Source organism: Salinisphaera sp. G21_0 (assembly GCF_017744115.1).
GTDB lineage: Bacteria > Pseudomonadota > Gammaproteobacteria > Pseudomonadales > Endozoicomonadaceae > Endozoicomonas.
This window is the reverse complement of record NZ_JAGHQW010000015.1, coordinates 1-16537: the sequence shown is the minus strand read 5'-3', so window position 1 is coordinate 16537 and position 16537 is coordinate 1. Positions and strand designations below refer to the sequence as shown.

The 16537-nt window shown below is 47.1% G+C and carries 14 protein-coding genes and 1 pseudogene; 8 read left to right on the top strand and 7 right to left on the bottom strand.

The features are described from left to right. Positions 1–36 precede the first annotated feature (36 nt). Both J7439_RS08775 and J7439_RS08770 read left to right on the top strand, forming a co-directional pair. On the top strand, positions 37–1836 hold the full coding sequence (locus J7439_RS08775; protein WP_209201455.1) for an AMP-dependent synthetase/ligase: 1800 nt from the start codon (positions 37–39) through the stop codon (positions 1834–1836). Positions 1837–2136: 300 nt separating this feature from the next. Next, positions 2137–2844: a lipopolysaccharide kinase InaA family protein gene (locus J7439_RS08770; RefSeq protein WP_209201454.1), complete on the top strand. Its 708-nt coding sequence runs from the start codon at positions 2137–2139 to the stop codon at positions 2842–2844. A 119-nt stretch (positions 2845–2963) separates the two neighbouring features. Here the strand turns inward: J7439_RS08770 and J7439_RS27010 are convergent. Together J7439_RS27010 and J7439_RS08760 are read right to left on the bottom strand one after the other, a co-directional pair. Further along, positions 2964–3816 (bottom strand): annotated as a pseudogene (locus tag J7439_RS27010) (SulP family inorganic anion transporter); the annotation flags it as partial. Positions 3817–3951: 135 nt separating this feature from the next. Next, positions 3952–5565: an ankyrin repeat domain-containing protein gene (locus J7439_RS08760; RefSeq protein ID WP_209201452.1), complete on the bottom strand. Its 1614-nt coding sequence runs from the start codon at positions 5563–5565 to the stop codon at positions 3952–3954. A gap of 373 nt (positions 5566–5938) precedes the next feature. Here J7439_RS08760 and J7439_RS08755 point away from each other — a divergent pair, with 373 nt between their 5' ends. From J7439_RS08755 to J7439_RS08745, 3 genes are all read left to right on the top strand, one after another. Further along, positions 5939–6283 (top strand): hypothetical protein, encoded by a 345-nt coding sequence (locus tag J7439_RS08755; protein ID WP_209201451.1) that lies wholly within the window; start codon positions 5939–5941, stop codon positions 6281–6283. Positions 6284–6355: 72 nt separating this feature from the next. Next, positions 6356–6850, top strand: coding sequence for a hypothetical protein (locus tag J7439_RS08750; RefSeq protein ID WP_209201450.1), 495 nt, complete (start codon positions 6356–6358; stop codon positions 6848–6850). 53 nt (positions 6851–6903) lie between these two features. Then, the gene (locus tag J7439_RS08745) at positions 6904–7248 is read left to right on the top strand and encodes a hypothetical protein (RefSeq protein WP_209201449.1); all 345 of its coding nucleotides are present in this window, start codon (positions 6904–6906) and stop codon (positions 7246–7248) included. An 80-nt stretch (positions 7249–7328) separates the two neighbouring features. Here J7439_RS08745 and aroC read toward each other — a convergent pair whose 3' ends face one another. The 3 genes from aroC to J7439_RS08730 all read right to left on the bottom strand — a co-directional run bounded on the left by aroC (position 7329) and on the right by J7439_RS08730 (position 10268). Further along, positions 7329–8411 carry a chorismate synthase gene (aroC, locus tag J7439_RS08740; RefSeq protein WP_209201448.1) on the bottom strand — a complete coding sequence of 361 codons (1083 nt, stop codon included), beginning with the start codon at positions 8409–8411 and terminating at the stop codon, positions 7329–7331. A gap of 55 nt (positions 8412–8466) precedes the next feature. After that, the gene (prmB, locus tag J7439_RS08735) at positions 8467–9414 is read right to left on the bottom strand and encodes a 50S ribosomal protein L3 N(5)-glutamine methyltransferase (RefSeq protein WP_209201447.1); all 948 of its coding nucleotides are present in this window, start codon (positions 9412–9414) and stop codon (positions 8467–8469) included. A gap of 137 nt (positions 9415–9551) precedes the next feature. Next, positions 9552–10268 carry an SIMPL domain-containing protein gene (locus J7439_RS08730; protein ID WP_209201446.1) on the bottom strand — a complete coding sequence of 239 codons (717 nt, stop codon included), beginning with the start codon at positions 10266–10268 and terminating at the stop codon, positions 9552–9554. A 327-nt stretch (positions 10269–10595) separates the two neighbouring features. Between J7439_RS08730 and J7439_RS08725 the strand changes: the two genes are divergently transcribed. Beyond that, entirely contained in the window at positions 10596–11165 is a 570-nt protein-coding gene (locus tag J7439_RS08725; protein ID WP_209201445.1) for a hypothetical protein, read from the top strand. Between the two features lie 7 nt (positions 11166–11172). Here J7439_RS08725 and J7439_RS08720 read toward each other — a convergent pair whose 3' ends face one another. Continuing rightward, complete coding sequence (locus J7439_RS08720) at positions 11173–12423, bottom strand: hypothetical protein (RefSeq protein ID WP_209201444.1); 1251 nt, start codon at positions 12421–12423, stop codon at positions 11173–11175. A 22-nt stretch (positions 12424–12445) separates the two neighbouring features. Beyond that, a complete protein-coding gene (locus J7439_RS08715; protein ID WP_209201443.1) occupies positions 12446–12916 on the bottom strand; it encodes a SycD/LcrH family type III secretion system chaperone in 471 nt (156 codons plus the stop codon). Positions 12917–13022: 106 nt separating this feature from the next. On the opposite strand from J7439_RS08715, the gene J7439_RS08710 reads away from it, so the two are divergent. Together J7439_RS08710 and J7439_RS08705 are read left to right on the top strand one after the other, a co-directional pair. Next, complete coding sequence (locus J7439_RS08710) at positions 13023–14129, top strand: serine/threonine-protein kinase (protein WP_209201442.1); 1107 nt, start codon at positions 13023–13025, stop codon at positions 14127–14129. A 33-nt stretch (positions 14130–14162) separates the two neighbouring features. Beyond that, complete coding sequence (locus J7439_RS08705) at positions 14163–16124, top strand: serine/threonine-protein kinase (protein ID WP_209201441.1); 1962 nt, start codon at positions 14163–14165, stop codon at positions 16122–16124. Positions 16125–16537: the final 413 nt, after the last annotated feature.

Sequence of the window (16537 nt, the reverse complement as noted above, 5' to 3'; positions counted from 1 at the left end):
AGATTACTTTCTGTGCCGATGAACTCCCCCTTGAATATGCACCTGATCAGCCAGATCCGTGATCGTGCCCAGCGCAACCCGGAACATATCGCCATGCGCTTCATCACTCAAAGCGCTGATCAGGATGCTCGTCAGTGGCAGGAAGTCAGCTGGCATCAGCTCAGCAAAAAGATTGACCAGGCTTCCCGCGCACTGTTAAAGCAAAACCTGCAGGTACAAGCGAAAGTGGGCATCTGGTCCCAGAATATGCCTCAGTGGACCGTAGCCGACCTGGCCTGCCTTCAGGCACGACTGGTTACCGTACCGCTGTACCCCACCAGCACCACCGAGCAGGTCAGATACATTCTGGATGAGACAGAAGCCAGTCTGCTGTTTGTGGGTGAACAGGCACAATACCAAAGTGCACTTGAGTTACTGGCCCGGTCATCCACATTAAAGACCATAGTTATCTTTGACCGCTCGGTTGATATTAGCAGCTGCCCGCAGGCTATCTACTTTGACGACTTTATCCAGCACGGTGTTGAACCGGCCATTCTTGAAGAAAGGCTGAATTCCCGTTGCATGGAAGACCTCTTTACCCTGATCTATACCTCAGGCACCACGGGTGAGCCCAAAGGCGTTATGCTGGACTATGCCAATATGGCAGCCAGCTTCCGTGGCCATGACCAGATCATCCACCTGGACAGCCTGGATACCTCACTGTGCTTCCTGCCGCTGAGCCATATTTTTGAGCGTGCCTGGAGTTTTTACGCCCTTGCCCGTGGCGTTACCAATGTCTACCTCAAAGAGCCCCATCAGGTCAGCGAGGCGCTGAAAACCGTTAAGCCGACGGTGCTTTGTGTCGTTCCCAGGTTCTTTGAAAAAGTCTATACGACCATTCACGGGAAAGTTGCCACAGCACCCTTTATTCGTCGTATGATTTTTAATACTGCGGTTACCATTGGCAACGCCTATATGGAGTACCGCCGCAAAGGTGTTGAGGCACCTGTTTATCTGCAGAAGCTCAACCGTATCGCCGACAAAATGGTGTTCAGCAAAATTCGTGCGGGCCTGGGCGGTAACATCCGGTTTATGCCCTGTGGCGGCGCTCGTCTTGATGACGACATTAACCGTTTCTTCCATGCCATCGGTATTAATGTGAAAGTGGGTTACGGCATGACGGAAACCGTAGCAACCGTGACCTGTTTCCGTGACACTGAATTTGAGTTTGGTTCCTGTGGTATTCCTTTACCGGGCATACAGGTACGCATCGGCGCAGAAGGTGAAATTCAGGTTAAAGGCGACAACGTCATGCGCGGCTATTACAAAAAGCCGGAAGAAACCGCAAAAACCTTTACTGCGGACGGCTGGCTGCACACCGGCGATGCCGGTCTGATTGATGAAAACGGTGCGCTGCGTATGACCGAACGTATCAAGGAGTTGATGAAGACCTCCAACGGTAAATACATCGCACCACAATACATCGAAGGTACGCTGACCAAAGACCACTTTATCGAACAGATTGCCATTATTGCCGATGCCAGAAACTACGTAACGGCATTGATTGTTCCCGCCTTTGAGGCTCTGGAAGAACACGCCAAAGCGGTGAATCTGAAATACCAGAGCCACAGGGAACTGATTCAGCACAGCAGCATTCAGGAACTGATTCAGGAGCGGGTCAATAAAATCCAGCAAGGGCTGGCTAAATTTGAACAGGTGAAGAAATTTACGCTGCTGCCCAAAGAGTTTTCCATCGAGCTGGGTGAGATCACGCCAACCCTGAAACTGCGTCGTAAAATTATTATGAAGCGATTCAAGAAAGAGATTGAGGCCATGTACGCTCCCAGCAAAGCCTGATGACTATCCCTTGTGAATATCACAACAAAGGCATCCAAACGGATGCCTTTGTTCATTCCAAAAACACTGTTTTATACCGGCCGACTCACCCGTCGAGCAACGCATCACTCAATGAATGATAAAATTTCACCACGCCTTCTACAGGCTCAACACCGTCACAGCTGGCATTGTAATTCGCTGATCAATAACCGGGTATAGTGCTTTCTGTACGGTTCAATCAAGGTTGTTGCTATGACAGCAGCTTGCTAAACTCCGGCGCTAAACGTACATACCAAGAAACTGGCAGAAGGAAGCTGACTGTTGTTCTCAGGAACTTATTTTCATATTGAAGAGCGCTACCGGTCACGCTTGGAGCAACTGGGTATTACTTCTTTTGAAAAAGCAATGACGTTGCCGATAGGCGATGTGCTGGAAAAGGAGCTATCCAGAGAGAGTCGTCGTATCAAACAGAGTGGGCAAGTTGCTTACTTGAAACGACAGTTTATTGTTTCGAAAAGATTGTGCCTTGAGAGCAATATGCTGCTGCACAAAGCTTACACCCCTGCTGTTAATGAAGCCATTTATATCAAACAGCTCAAATCCCATGATTTTCAGGTCATGGACGTGATGGCGGTGGGGGAGCGCCGGAAAAATGGTTTTCCTGTCGAAGGTTTTATTCTTGTAGATGAGGTTCCCGGTTATCAGCTGGACCGGTACCTGACCGATACTGAGGACGAAAAAATTACTCATGATCTTCTGACAGCCTATGGCACATTGATTGCCAGACTTCACCAGCAGGGTTTCTTTGCACCATTGCGAGTGAAAGATGTGATTATTCTTGATGTGGAACGATGTGAGCTGGTTATGATTGACCGGGAAATCCGTAACCCATATCCACGTATGCGTACGAAAAGCAGGGCCCAGCGCTCGCTTAGAGATGGCTTTCGCCGTACAAGGAGAGAGTTCAGGAAGTTTAATGATGATATGGAAGCGATCATCATGAGTGCATACCAAAGACAGTGGGGATAAACCCTTCAACTGGCATGGCTGGCCCACTGTTTTAATAGCAGACAGAAAGGACAGCCATGCCCCATCAGGTTAATTAAACAGTCAAACATCGCATAACATTATTATTAATACCGACCGACTCACACGTCCAGCAAAGCATCATTCAATGAATGATAAAATTTCACTACGCCTTCTACAGGCTCAACACCGGCCCGGGCCAGGTTTTTTTAATGGCTGGAACTGTAATTCACTGATCAATAGCCGGGTATGGTGCTTCCTGCACTGTTCAATCAATCGCGTGAGGGCCGAGAGACCGCCAGCATCCAGCAGATAGACATTTTCCATCTGTAAGATAATCGTATGTTTATCCTGGCTTAAACGACTGATCTCTCCAAATACGTGATCAGCAGCGGCAAAAAACAGCGGCCCCTCAATGCGAAGGACGGCCGTCGTTGGCGCTACTAGCGTATCTACATAGCGTTTATCCCTGGTGATATCCCTGACCTGGATCATCTCAGCGACTTCTTTCATAAACAGCAATGCTGCCAGCACCACACCAACACTGATGGCAATGACCATATCAAAGACAACCGTCAGGAAAAAACAGACCAGAAAAACCAGCACATCACTGCGCGGAGCAGTTTTCAACAGGTACACCGCTTTAGGCGCTTCGCTCATGCTCCAGGCAACCACCAGCAGCAAGGCAGCCATCGCAGACATGGGAATAAAGTCAAGAATACCGGTCAGTGCTACCAGCGCCAGTAGCACAACCAAGGCATGAACCATCCCTGCCACAGGGCTCTGTGCTCCGGCCTTAACGTTGGCGGCTGATCGGGCAATGGAGGCAGTGGCTGGAATCCCGCCAAAGAATGGCGCAACAATGTTACCAATGCCCTGCCCTAACAGCTCACTGTTTGCACTGTGTCGTTTACCCGTCATGCCATCCAGCACGACGGCACACAACAGCGATTCGATAGCCCCGAGCACGTCGATGAGGACTGATCCCCTCACGCATCGTGCGAACCTGGATCAACCGCCCCATTCTGATTGTATCACTGCCCTGGTACAGTGATGGCACTAAGTAGCTAACCATATGAAATCATATGACCAGCTACTTACTAAACAAACTCAATATTCAAAACCTGAACCTGCGTTTACACTATGCAGGAGTTCAATGATAGTTTCGTAAGATTCAATCTTATTGAGAGCTGCAAAGTCATTCAGGTTTTCCACACGATAAATTGCCGTGTCGCAAAGTACTTGTGCAACTTTAAGAGGGGTATGTACTGCAGCATTGAGGGCATTGACATCAGCACTTGCAGCAATCAGGCGTTCAACAATCTCTGGCTGACAACTTTCAACTGCAATGTGAAGAGGGGTACCCCCGTTTGTTGTATTTGTTTTATATCTGTCAAACGCTTTTTTGGGGGGGAGCGGGGTCTCCCCGTCTGAGATGCAGGCATCGACATTAACGTTTGCTTCAATCAAGAGCTGAACAATGGATGCCTCACCTTTTTTAGCCGCAAGATGGAGGGCGGTCCACTTGTAGTCTCCCATAGTGGCATTGACATCAGCATTTCCTGCAATCAGCGTTGCAACGCTTTCAGGCTGGCCTTCGTCGACTGCACGGTAAAGTGGAGTCATACCACGATCGTTAAGGCAGTTAACGTCAGCGCCTCTGGTAATCATGGCTTTGATATTATCTGTCTGACCGCATTCAACCGACTGGAAAAAGGCGAGCTGACTGGACCCCGGACATCGAAGTTTATCAATATCAGCCCCCCTGGTATTGCCCAACAATTTGTCGAATAAAGCCCAGTCATTGATTTCAATCAATGCACCAAGCAGCTCTGCACGTGCCCCTTCGCAGTAGGCCTCAGTATCACAAGTTGCACTGGCTAAAGAACTGATTATGGGTTTCGTCAGTTTCCCTTCACTTTTTGCCCAGCTGAGCAGTGTCTTGCCTTCACCAATAAGTACTTCGATGTCGGCACCTGCAACGGCCAGATCGTTAACCACCTGTTCATGCCCGGCTTCAATGGCACAGTGCAGGGGAGTTTTCCCGTAGCTTGTTATTTGTGCATCGCTTCCATGGTATTCGAGAGTGGATCCCAAAGGGAGGCCCTGCCACTTTTCCACCGAAGCCAATAAAACGTTCCAATCCCGCCTGTCTTGGATTTGACTGGGCGTTTCCATCACATTTGCCTGGTAATTGATATTTGCACCATTTTCAAGCAAGAACCAGATGGTATCGTGATGACCGCATTGCGCCGCAAAATGGAGTGGAGTCATACCTCTTGTGAGGGCATTGACGTTAGCACCATGGCGGACAAGTTGCTCTAAAGTCGCTACATCACCTTTGATGGCAGCGCAATGGAGGGGAGTTAGCCCATCTTCGGTGCTGTCATTGACATTTACCCCAAGGGCAAGCATCCCACTGATAGCATCAGGCCGACCTTTTGCAGCTGCCACGAGGAGCGGCGTTTCATCAGGTGATAAACAATGGGTAACGCTATGATTGCAGCCCGGGCAAGTTGTATTCTGTGGGACTTCCAGAAATTCACCAATGCACAACTTATGATAGCTATGGGTACAGGGAAACAATACAACAGTACGCTGATTACCCAGATTGCCAAAACAGAAATTGCACTTTTCAATTTCCGGATTATCCGCTTTAGAGACTTCCGAATCAGCGTGTGTCATCACGCCCTGCCAAGGGTCTTTTGATTGTAAGCCATGCATAACTTTTAACTCAGGTTATATTAAAGAAATTCGAACAATGGTACGATAAATACTGGACAATCGACCAAATAGTATTGTGTTTGTCCATTAAATGACGCAAAAGTTCCCATTTGATTTTTATACAATTAATCAGGTAAGCAGCATGCCTGTATTAAACGAATAAAATGAACCGTGCGGCATCTTATTACCATGCAGATTCTTACATTCTCTCTTTGACGTGTTGGTTGACCCTTTTGTGTTTTCATAATCAAAACCATTGATTGTGTCATTATATTGATCATTTCTGGCCTATCCCGGCATCAAATCACAAAGCGTTAGTTTTATTGACTACAATTAGTTCTTATCAAATCCAAAGGAATGCTGGAGAAATGCTATGGATAGCTCGAGAGTTGTTGGTTCGTCACTTCAAAATGTTCAAGTACCGCCATCCGATGCTTCTCTCAACGGTGACGCTCCCGTTAAAAAATCCTTCCTGGGTAAGTTAGTGACAACCTTTAAAGGTAAGAAAGAACCAGGTCTGGGCAGGGCTAATGATACTGATTGTCTATCCAAGCCAAAGAAAATAATTACAAAGTTGTTTAGCCGCAAAATTCAAAAAACCAATTGGGGAAGGGTAAATTATTTTCAGCAGGAGAGAATCAGTAAAATACAAGGTCAAGATGGAAAATCAGACTCAATAAATTCAGCAAAGGCATACAATGAACTGGCTTCAAAATGAAAAGAAAGTAAGAAAGAAGTTGAAGTACTTGAGAATAAGGTCAAAGAGTTTGAAAGTTCATACTCAGATGCCTTGAAATTATATAATAAAGGCAATTTTAGTGATAAAGACCTAAAGAAAATAAAAAATCTGAAAATCCCTATCAATAGCGGTTCTGAAAACATAAAAATACACTCAAGCAGTAAGGGCCAGATACAATCTCAAGTCAAGAATATTAAAGAGCAATTCCAGAGTTCTGAAACACAGGATTGTTTTAACAATCACTGTGATAATAAGGGCAAGTTGACTGAAGCAAAAGAGGCTCTACGCAAGCTGGAAGGACAGATTTCCTTTGCTTACGGTAAGATAAGCAGGGAACTGGGCGCGGCAGCGAGTCAGGAATACCAACAGGAAATGGCAAATGCCAAAAAGGTAATGAAAGCTGACATAGCGAAGCAAGAAGCAGATTATAAAGAAAGAATTGCAGAACTTAAGCAGAGTTATCACCAGAATATTGAAAAAGGGGCCAGAAAGCGGTTCATGCTAATTCCAGTCTGGATCGGTACAAGGCGAACAAGAATCTGTTAAAGGATCGAAAAGAGAGAAATATTGCCAAAGCAAAAAAGGCTTACAAAGTTCGTATGAAAGAAATCAAGAAAGCTCGCGCCACGAACAGCCAAGTTGCACAAACCTTGATCAAACGTGAACCAAAACAAGTCACAGAAACCGCAGCACCATCTGTCATGCCCGTAGATATGGAAAGTGGGGCCAGCAAACTGTTAGAAAAACTCAACACTCCTGCTTATTTAGAGGGCAAGCAATGGCAGGATGATATCAAAGCAATCTTTGATCGTGGTGATGTTGATGGTTTGGAAACTGTCGAAAAAACTCTAAAACAGTGGCAAGCAAACCAGAACCAAAGTGCTTTCAAAGAAGTATTGAAATTTATTAAGCTTGAGAGAGCTATGAGACTGGCTCGCTCATGACCTGAAAGTCCTGCCCGTGTAAAGACTCAGCATGAACATTCAGGCCAGTGTCCAATTCGGTTACTGGCCTTTTTTGTGCTTTAAATAACCGGTATCGGACTGACGACATCGGCATTCTGTGCCCGGTGCCTCAGAAAATGATCCATCAGGGTAATCGCCATCATCGCTTCAGCAATGGGTACTGCGCGAATACCTACGCAGGGATCATGGCGCCCCTTGGTGACGACCTCCACCGGCTCGCCCTGACTATTAATCGACTTTCCTGAGGTGGTAATACTGGATGTTGGCTTCAGGGCAATATGAGCAACCACGTCCTGCCCGGTACTGATACCACCCAGGGTGCCACCAGCATGGTTGGAAAGGAAGCCATCCGGGGTAATTTCATCCCGGTGCTCTGTACCTTTCTGGCTGACACTGGCAAACCCGTCACCTATTTCAACGCCTTTGACCGCATTAATGCTCATCAGTGAATGGGCCAGATCCGCATCAAGGCGGTCAAAAACCGGTTCACCAAGCCCTGGCGGAACACCGGTCGCCATCACGGAAACACGAGCGCCCACGGAGTTACCTTCGGCCCGAAGGCTGGTAATCAACGCTTCCATTTCCGGGACTTTGTCCGCATCTGGCGAGAAGAACGGGTTGTTTCTCACTTCATCCCAGTCCAGCTTCTCGACCTGAATATCGCCGATCCGGGACAGCCAGCCAAGCACTTCAATACCCTTGGACTGCAAGTACTTGCGGGCAATAGCGCCAGCCGCCACTCGCATGGCCGTTTCCCTGGCAGATGAACGGCCACCACCGCGATAATCCCGGACACCGTATTTATGGGTGTAGGTGTAATCCGCATGACCGGGCCTGAACAGGTCCTTGATATTGGAGTAATCCCTGGAGCGCTGATCCTGGTTTTCAATTAACAGGCCGATGGGGGTACCGGTGGTCACCCCTTCAAAAACGCCGGAGAGGATTCTGACCTGATCCGGCTCACGACGCTGGGTGGTGAATTTGGAGGTACCGGGCTTACGACGATCCAGGTCAACCTGAAGATCCGCTTCTGTTAACGGCAACCCCGGGGGGCAACCGTCAACAATACAGCCCAGTGCCAGACCGTGGGATTCACCAAAGGTAGTGACCTTGAACAACTGTCCTATACTATTTCCTGCCATACTTGAGCGATCTCATTGTTATTTTCAGAAAATTCCCAAAATGGTTAAAAACCCCTTACAGGGCTTTTAACCGATTCTTGAACAAAGACTGATATTTTCTGCAATCTTCAGCAGACAGCACCAGAACACCATGACCGCCTTTTTCGAAATCAGGCCAGACAAACGGTACTTCCGGATACTCATCCTGTAAAGCCCACTGGCTGTTGCCAACCTCCAGCACCAGCAGCCCCTGGTCATCCAGGTAATCAGCTGCCTGCGCCAGAATGGTACGGGCGAAATCAAGCCCGTCATCTCCGGCAGCCAGACCCAGCTCGGGTTCGTGGGTGAACTCTTCCGGCATATCGGACATATCTTCAGCATCCACATAGGGTGGATTACTCAGAATCAGTTGATACCTGGGACGCTCTGGCAAAGCATCCAGAAAATCAAACAGATCCGACTTGATGGCCTGCACCCTGCCCCAGAGTTCGTGGCGATCAATATTGATATTGGCCACTTCCAGGGCGTCTTCAGAAATATCCAGCAGATCCACCTGGGATTCAGGAAAAGCATGGGCTGCACCAATGCCAATACACCCGGAACCGGAGCACAGGTCAAGCACACGGCTGATCTCTACATCCCCCAGCCACGGCTGGAACTGCTGGAGAATCAGCTCGGCAATGGGAGAACGGGGGACCAGCACCCGCTCATCCACATAAAATGGCATATCACAGAACCACGCCTGATTGACCAGATAGGCCAGGGGTTTGCGACTGACCGCCCGCTCTTCAATCAGGTTGGCCAGTTTTTCACGTTCACGATGGGTTAAACGACTGTCAAGATAGTTGTCGGGAAGATCCCATGGCAGCTGCAATACCTGGAAAACCAGATGCAGGGACTCATCCAGCGCATTATCACTGCCATGACCAAAGAACAGCCCCGCCTCATTAAAGCAGGTTGCTCCCCAGCGTACAAAGTCTCGAATAGACACCAGCCCTTCGCAGGACTCATTGGAACCTGTCACATTTGCTCCTTCGGATTCGAAACGCCCGGAATTTTCACGCTGAGCCGAACCCTTACTGCCTTATATAGGCGGCTTAAAATAGCATATTCCCTGCTCAGGGGTAACGGCTGTTTAACGCAGATGACCTGCCGTGATCCTTAATCGGAGAGATAATACTCGATTGTCGCAACCACCCGGACTTTCTTGATATGAGGGTTATTCCGGTCACGATCACTGATGGAAAACTGCCCCTGGGAAGCTCTCTTGATTTTGCCCAGCTCGCTTTGTGAATCCGAGGCAAACTTTTCCGCCACTTCCCGGGCCTTACGGGTCGCTTCCTCAATCATTTCCGGCTTAACATCATTCAGGCGGGTAAACAGGTACTCCGGCTGTGAACCGTAATGACCACCGGTAAACACAATGCCCTCCCGGCCAAGGTCCGACAGATTGCCCATCACCGAGCGCACCGCTTCAATATGACTGGAATAGATAGTCATGGTTTGCAGGGCGGTATAACGAAACTCCGGGCGACTGCTGCTGCCATAATTATTAGCCGATTTATCGGTAATATCAGGCGACATCAGGCTAATGTCTTCAGCCGCGATACCACTCTTTTCCAGGAACTCCCTGATGCTGTCAATATTGTTTTCAATCGTGCCATAGAGAGCTTTCAAATCATTATCGGCCGCTGAAAACTGAATAGGCCAGATCACGACGTCTGCCTGATACTCCCTCTCTGATAACCCTTTGACCGTGACACTTCTCTCATACTGCTTGAATTCAATGGCAGCATTCGCCAACAAATACCCCAGACAGGAAAGCCCGAGAAAAACAGAAATGCCCAGTATCAAGGCACTGACTCTACCGGTACTCATATTGCTTACACCTGATCATTTTGTTGAAAAAATAACGAACCCCATCTTTGGGCTCACCCGGTAAATTATCAGATTCTACGCTAAACTCGAGTATTTTATATTTCGGGCTACCACATAAGACAAACCTCAAGGGACATTCGCCGCTTATGTTGCCACGGAGTACATTGCCCATCTCACAAGACACGCTAGAATTCTGGTGATTAAACGTGAAGGAAGCATATAACATGGCGTTTAACACGCTCTTTCCGGTGGACAGTAATGCATCGGCGCATGGAGATTCTACGTTTCTGCCCATTAACTTTATGTTATGCGCTGCCTCAAGTACTCATGTCTATAAATAAGAAAAGGAAAAGAATATGCTCAAGTATAAGAGATACACCATCATCCCCACGTACTCCTGATGAGGAGCCCGCGAAGAAAGCGATTAAAAAAGAAATACCTGACAGTGATGACCAGCATTCACGAAAAACAGGCCTTGTTGAGCGCACAATTGCTTCAATATCCGGAAGCAGTTCAGAGAGTGACACCCCCCCAACAATAACTGAAAGCAGCTTAGGTGACTCATTCTTAACGGTAACCGGAAGCAGCTCAGAGAGTAGCTTAAGCTCACCATCGTCATCAAGCATGTCTGAAGGAACAACTTTCAGAGTTAGTAATATGCCGATTGACGTGCTTTCTCAAGTGCAATTACTTGACCGGCTTAGCTACATGTTATCAGATTATCCAGAGCTATCTTCTATTACCAGAATTGAAGGGATTCCAAGCAGAAGTGAATTTAACACAATTTACGCAAAACTTCTTATCCAGTTACATTATGAAAATATGGGTCATGATTCCGCAAAAATATTTTCGTTAATTGAGCCAATATGCAAAGGAATTTTGGAAAAACTAAAGTAAATTGCTATCAGACTTTTTTTGCGGATTGCATCAGTTCCACCCGCTTATTCATCATATCCTGATATGAGCCTTGTTGGGTGACACTATCCAGAACCCGGGTAAGGTGCTCTTGCAAATGCTGCCTGAGACTCCCGGGTGTTTCATCGGATGTATAGCGATCAACAATCTGCTCAATGGCCGTGGTGATCAGGCTTGCAGAGTTCAGTACTTCAGCAGCCACTGTCGGTTCACCGGCTTTCAGTGCTGCAATGGCCTGCTTCAGTTTGTCCACCACTTCTTTATTCTGGCCTTCTTTGACCAGATCTTCTTTGATCTGTTCTTCCCGTAAGCGCTCTTTCAAGAGCTCGAAAAATTCAGCATTAGACATAGCTTCAATGGCAAGCAGTATGCCCCTCTGGGCAACCAGAATACCCTCCAGGAACTCTTCACGGGTTCTGATTAATGGCTGCAGATCAATGCCCAACCTCTGGGACAATAGACTTAGCCGCACATGTTCCGGTATTCCATAGAGATCTGCACTGTTGTGCTGAATACCCTTTGCACCATGGACAGATACATCCCCACTGTTGCGATTGATCGAAACAATATTATCAATCACCCTTTGCAGCGCCAGCGAGCCCGTATTCGCAACAGATGGGGACACATCAGCAGCAACAACGTTTAACACCTGAAGAGGGGCTGATAATCCTGCCGCAGAAGCTTGCTGAATGGTCTCTGTCAGCTGTCTGACATTACTTTCATAGACGCCCATTACTTCATCCGTATCCGTGGCTTCTGCCAGTGCCGACTGCACCTTTGTCACCATATCCTGTAATGGGGTAGATGCAGGCACGTTGACGGTTGAGCGTTGAGTCCCTGCTGCCTGGTTGTCAACGGTTGATCGCTCCCCTGGTGGCTGTCCCGATGCCTCTTCTGACAAAGACGCTGATAAGCTACCCGGCAAAGGCTGGGCAGCTTCTCCTGTAGACTTTTGCCCCAGAGAGTCTCTGATCACCAGGGCAGTTGATAGAAGCCCCTTAATTTCTTCTGACGAAGCCACCATTGCACCAGGCAGAGCCGGTTGCAGGGCAGGAACCGGTATCACAGATGCAACAGGGAAATTTTCAGTCCTGGCTGCCTGGCCCTGTGAGACAGAGTTCGACTGCTGGTAACCGGAAGCCACCTTGTCAACCTTGTCTTTTACGGGCTGCCCGGCCAGAAACTCTGCCGGCACAGGCTCCAGTCGGCTGGGCTGTATATCCCCGGATACCTCACTCATACCCTCACTCCTTGCAGTACCATCAAAACTCGTTAATCATTTTTTCTACCCGGCTTACCTCAGGACTGGTGGTGCCGGATTCATGGGCCATTAAAACCGACGCCCGATAAGCAAGCCTCGCTTTTTGATAATGCTCCAGGGCGACATAACAATCGCCTACATAAATCATCGGATGTGGGTCATTGGCATCAAGAGAAATTGCGTACAGATACGTATCAATGGCCTCACCATAAAGGTTCACCATTTGCTGGCAGGCACCAAGGCCAGTGAAAAAGCGGGGATTCCACTGATCATAGAGACAGAGAAATTGAAATAAGCGGGCAGACTTCTCGTACAAACCATTATTATATTTCAGATACGCCAGTTCATAGATGGCTTCCTGCGCTTCCTCACTGATATTACTGGCTTCAGCAAGACTCCCCCCCGTGGCCATATAATCCCCCACAATGGCCATTGCCTGGGCATCAGGCGAGCTGAACACTGAATCATTCATGTGCTGCTTCCCTGCAGATTAGAAAGACGAGTTGTTCTATATAGGTATAGTACCTTTACAGACCAGCTCGAAGGTTTTTAACGAACTCTTGAGCCCGGGGGACACAATGCCACAGAGAATTGAAGATGGAATGGGACAACATCATTTCCAGGATCAGCCACCAAAACAACCTGAGCCTGTAAAAGGCTGCCTTGGCAGGCACCCTGTAACTCCGGAGACAGGACAACGTTATGTGAACGCAAAAACCGCCAGGGCAGTCAATGGGAAAACTCAAAGACACCTTTTACAACGAAAAGTTTACTCCAATGCAGCCCTTTATCTGCAGCGAGCAGCACCTATTACCTTACAGGGGGCCACTATCGACAAAGAGTACAATTACCCGATCGTGCCTAAAAAAGATTTACTTAAGGTCAGGAAGTTAGGCAAAGGGACTTATGGCTCAGTGGTGCTTGTGATACACAGATATACCCATCAATACCTTGCCCTGAAAATGGTTGGTAACGATACCGATCGAAGGCAAGAGTGTGCACAGTTGATAAGAATTCAACGGGCAGTAGCAAAAATCCATGGTAACACAGAGAATATTGTCAACCTTATTTCCCTGAGTCGTGGAAGGTCAGATAGAAAATATGTTCTTATGGAGTATGGGGGGCGGGATTTACTGGGCTCATCAAAAAAGTATGGCCGTTTCAGGGGGAACGAGCTTAAAAAAACTTTTTTCCAGGCTGTTAAGGGCGTTAACACCCTGTTTAGAGCCGGTTACCAGCATCATGACATTAAACCAGAAAATATCCTGATTAGCAGAAAAGGTGTTGTGAAGATCTGCGATTTCGGCCTGGCAGAAAAAATGGGCAGGGGAGCTCAAATTGGCAGAGGAACACCAGAGTATATGCCTCCGGAAAAACTGTATGATTTGCGCGGCTGCCCCATTGACAGAGCTGACTCCTGGTCCCTGGGGTGTACATTTGCAGAACTGCGCTTAGGTTACCCTGTAATGATCGGTACTCGCACTATATGGGAAAGTCACAAGCTCCCTGGTGAGACAATAGCTCATCTGAAAACGATGCGAGAAGAGGCATACCAGCAGCTTCTGCATCGGGAAGGCAGGCAAGCAGCTGAGTTATTCAGGGCATTAACGAAGCTGCATCCTGGTGACCGGCTGTCCACCACCCAGGCGCTGAAGCACCCTTACTTTGCTGCTTGCTATTCTTGATATACAGACAGATTTATAACACCGGATCATGACATGGAACGTTTCAACGTAACCTCGCCCCTAAATATAAACCCTGAACAAATCAATCTGGCTGAACCTAAAGCAGCAAATTATTCGGGAATCGAAGAAAAAAAAGGCACCAAGATACTGAATAGCGATGGAAAACTTGTCTCTAAATGGGGACGACGTATTGAAAATCACTTTAATAAAACGTTTATTGACGAAGAAAAATCCGTCCCGAAAGCCAACATGTATGAATTTGAAAAAGGCATAACCAAGAGACGTATCGAAGTATTAATGGAAGACGTTCAAGAAGATCAGGAAGGTAAAAACAGATCAGACCACGTTGACAGTATTTTAAAACTTCCTGATGAAATACCAGAAGATTGTACTTTTTTTGACAAGAATCAGTTCAGGAAGCTTATCGAATCAGATACTGAAGTCTATCTCTCCCATGAAATCAATTGCTGCAAATCGGGTGCAAGCCTTGTTGCATTGAAAAAAGAGGTCAACCGGCTTAAGGCAGGCAATAAGTTATCAGTCAAAGTAATCGATTCACTCAACCAAAAAATACATGATCAGATGGCAGTTCTGGTGAAGGCAATGCCGGGCCATCTTAAAAGTATCCCATACGATGGAGACCCGGAAAAAAACTTTAATATGGCTATAAAAAAGTGCCATGCCATCAAAAACCTGCATAATGCTGCCGAGCGTATTGATAGAAGCTTAGCTTCCAGACTTGAACAAGAAATATGTGAGATGATGGTTAATACATTCTCAAGAGATGTAAGTGAAATAAAAAAGTTATGCCTTGCACGGAATAATCTGAAAGAGAGTGAACAACTATCAAAAGACATTAAGAATTTAAGAGAAGACACAGTAAAACCATTTATTAACACGGTTGCCGTACACCCGGAAAAATACTGCCAGAAAATTCAAGTCAGTACAGAAAAAGCAATAACGGAATTAGAAAATCAACGCAAGATAATCCCTGACAACACAAGCAATCTGAACAACAAAGTCAGAAGAAGTTCGATAACAGAGAGCACTGAAACGCCTCTTTTGCAAAAAGATGGGCAGTCCAATGTGCTTCTTGATCTTCAACCAGCTGAACCTATCACTTTTCAGGGTGCCCCTATCGATCCTGAGTACAATTGCGCGATCATACCCAAAAAAGAATTAAAAAAGACCACGACATTAGGCAAAGGGGGTTTTGGCTCTGTGGTTCTTGTAAAACACAAACGTACCAATCAAAAATTCGCCCTTAAAATTGTTGGTGATGATACTGCACGCAGAGATGAATGTGCAAAGATGGTAAGAATTCAGCGGGCAATAGCAGCAACCGGTGAGAACACCGAGAATATTGCCAACCTTGTTTCCCTGAGTCGTGGAAAATCCAATAAAAAATACATCCTTATGGAATATGGAGGAGAGAATTTACTGGACTCATCAGAAAAGGATGGTCTTTTTAGGGGTGAAGATCTAAAAAGCACTTTTTTTCAGGCAACCAGGGGTATTAACACGCTATTTAAAGCCGGTTACCAACATCATGATATTAAACCTGAAAATATTCTGATCAATGGAAAAGGTCTTGTGAAGATATGCGATTTCGGGTTTTCAGCAAAAATGGACAGGGCCACTCCAGTTCTCAGCGGAACACCAGATTATATATCACCGGAAAAACTGTATAATTTGACCAACAAACCTAACGTCAGAGCAGACTCCTGGGCCCTGGGATGTACTTTTGCTGAAATGTGTTTAGGTGGTGATCCTATAATGCCTGTTACTAAGGATATGTGGAAAGGTAAGACGCCTTATAAAGAGGCTTTAGCCAAGCTAAAAGAAGCGAGAGAGGATGCTTACCAGAAACTTCTGGAAGTGGAAGGCGAACAAGCTGCGGATTTTTTCAGGGCGCTGACAGAGCCGGACCCTGAAATGCGCCTGTCCCCCACTGAAGCGCTTGAGCACCCTTACTTTGCGTCTTACCACTCCTGACAAGATGCATCGTTCAATCACGAATTAGATATGGCAGTTAGGGAGGGATTCGAATCGTAACTATTCGCTAATCCCAACCACGCAAGCATACCACGCAGGGATACCCCGCCCCATAAGACCTTCAGACTGGATTGACTTTAGCTGGCAGGCGGGTCATGGATTCGTAATTCGTGCGGATCATTCCGAACCAAAAGTCACTGCTCGTTTAAGTAATACAAACGACCAGTTCTATTTACCCAGACAGAAAGCCCCCAGCGTTCCTTTATGTAAGCGTTCAAACAGGGGACAGACTCCCCCTACTTGTCGAGATCGGCTTTTAATGGATTGGCCCCGAATTTCTCTTTCCAGAGTCGCGGTATCAGTTCCCTGATATCACGGGCCGGGTGGAGGCTGATGCGTTGAAGAACATCAAC

Excerpts from the sequence above, each read along its gene's own strand:
- J7439_RS08775 (WP_209201455.1), top strand. The coding sequence starts at position 37 with ATGCACCTGATCAGCCAGATCCGTGATCGTGCCCAGCGCAACCCGGAA.
- J7439_RS08725 (WP_209201445.1), top strand. The coding sequence starts at position 10,596 with ATGTCTATAAATAAGAAAAGGAAAAGAATATGCTCAAGTATAAGAGAT.
- aroC (WP_209201448.1), bottom strand. The coding sequence starts at position 8,411 with ATGGCAGGAAATAGTATAGGACAGTTGTTCAAGGTCACTACCTTTGGT.
- J7439_RS08745 (WP_209201449.1), top strand. The coding sequence starts at position 6,904 with ATGAAAGAAATCAAGAAAGCTCGCGCCACGAACAGCCAAGTTGCACAA.
- J7439_RS08715 (WP_209201443.1), bottom strand. The coding sequence starts at position 12,916 with ATGAATGATTCAGTGTTCAGCTCGCCTGATGCCCAGGCAATGGCCATT.
- J7439_RS08755 (WP_209201451.1), top strand. The coding sequence starts at position 5,939 with ATGGATAGCTCGAGAGTTGTTGGTTCGTCACTTCAAAATGTTCAAGTA.
- J7439_RS08760 (WP_209201452.1), bottom strand. The coding sequence starts at position 5,565 with ATGCATGGCTTACAATCAAAAGACCCTTGGCAGGGCGTGATGACACAC.
- J7439_RS08705 (WP_209201441.1), top strand. The coding sequence starts at position 14,163 with ATGGAACGTTTCAACGTAACCTCGCCCCTAAATATAAACCCTGAACAA.
- J7439_RS08710 (WP_209201442.1), top strand. The coding sequence starts at position 13,023 with ATGCCACAGAGAATTGAAGATGGAATGGGACAACATCATTTCCAGGAT.
- J7439_RS08730 (WP_209201446.1), bottom strand. The coding sequence starts at position 10,268 with ATGAGTACCGGTAGAGTCAGTGCCTTGATACTGGGCATTTCTGTTTTT.
- J7439_RS08720 (WP_209201444.1), bottom strand. The coding sequence starts at position 12,423 with ATGAGTGAGGTATCCGGGGATATACAGCCCAGCCGACTGGAGCCTGTG.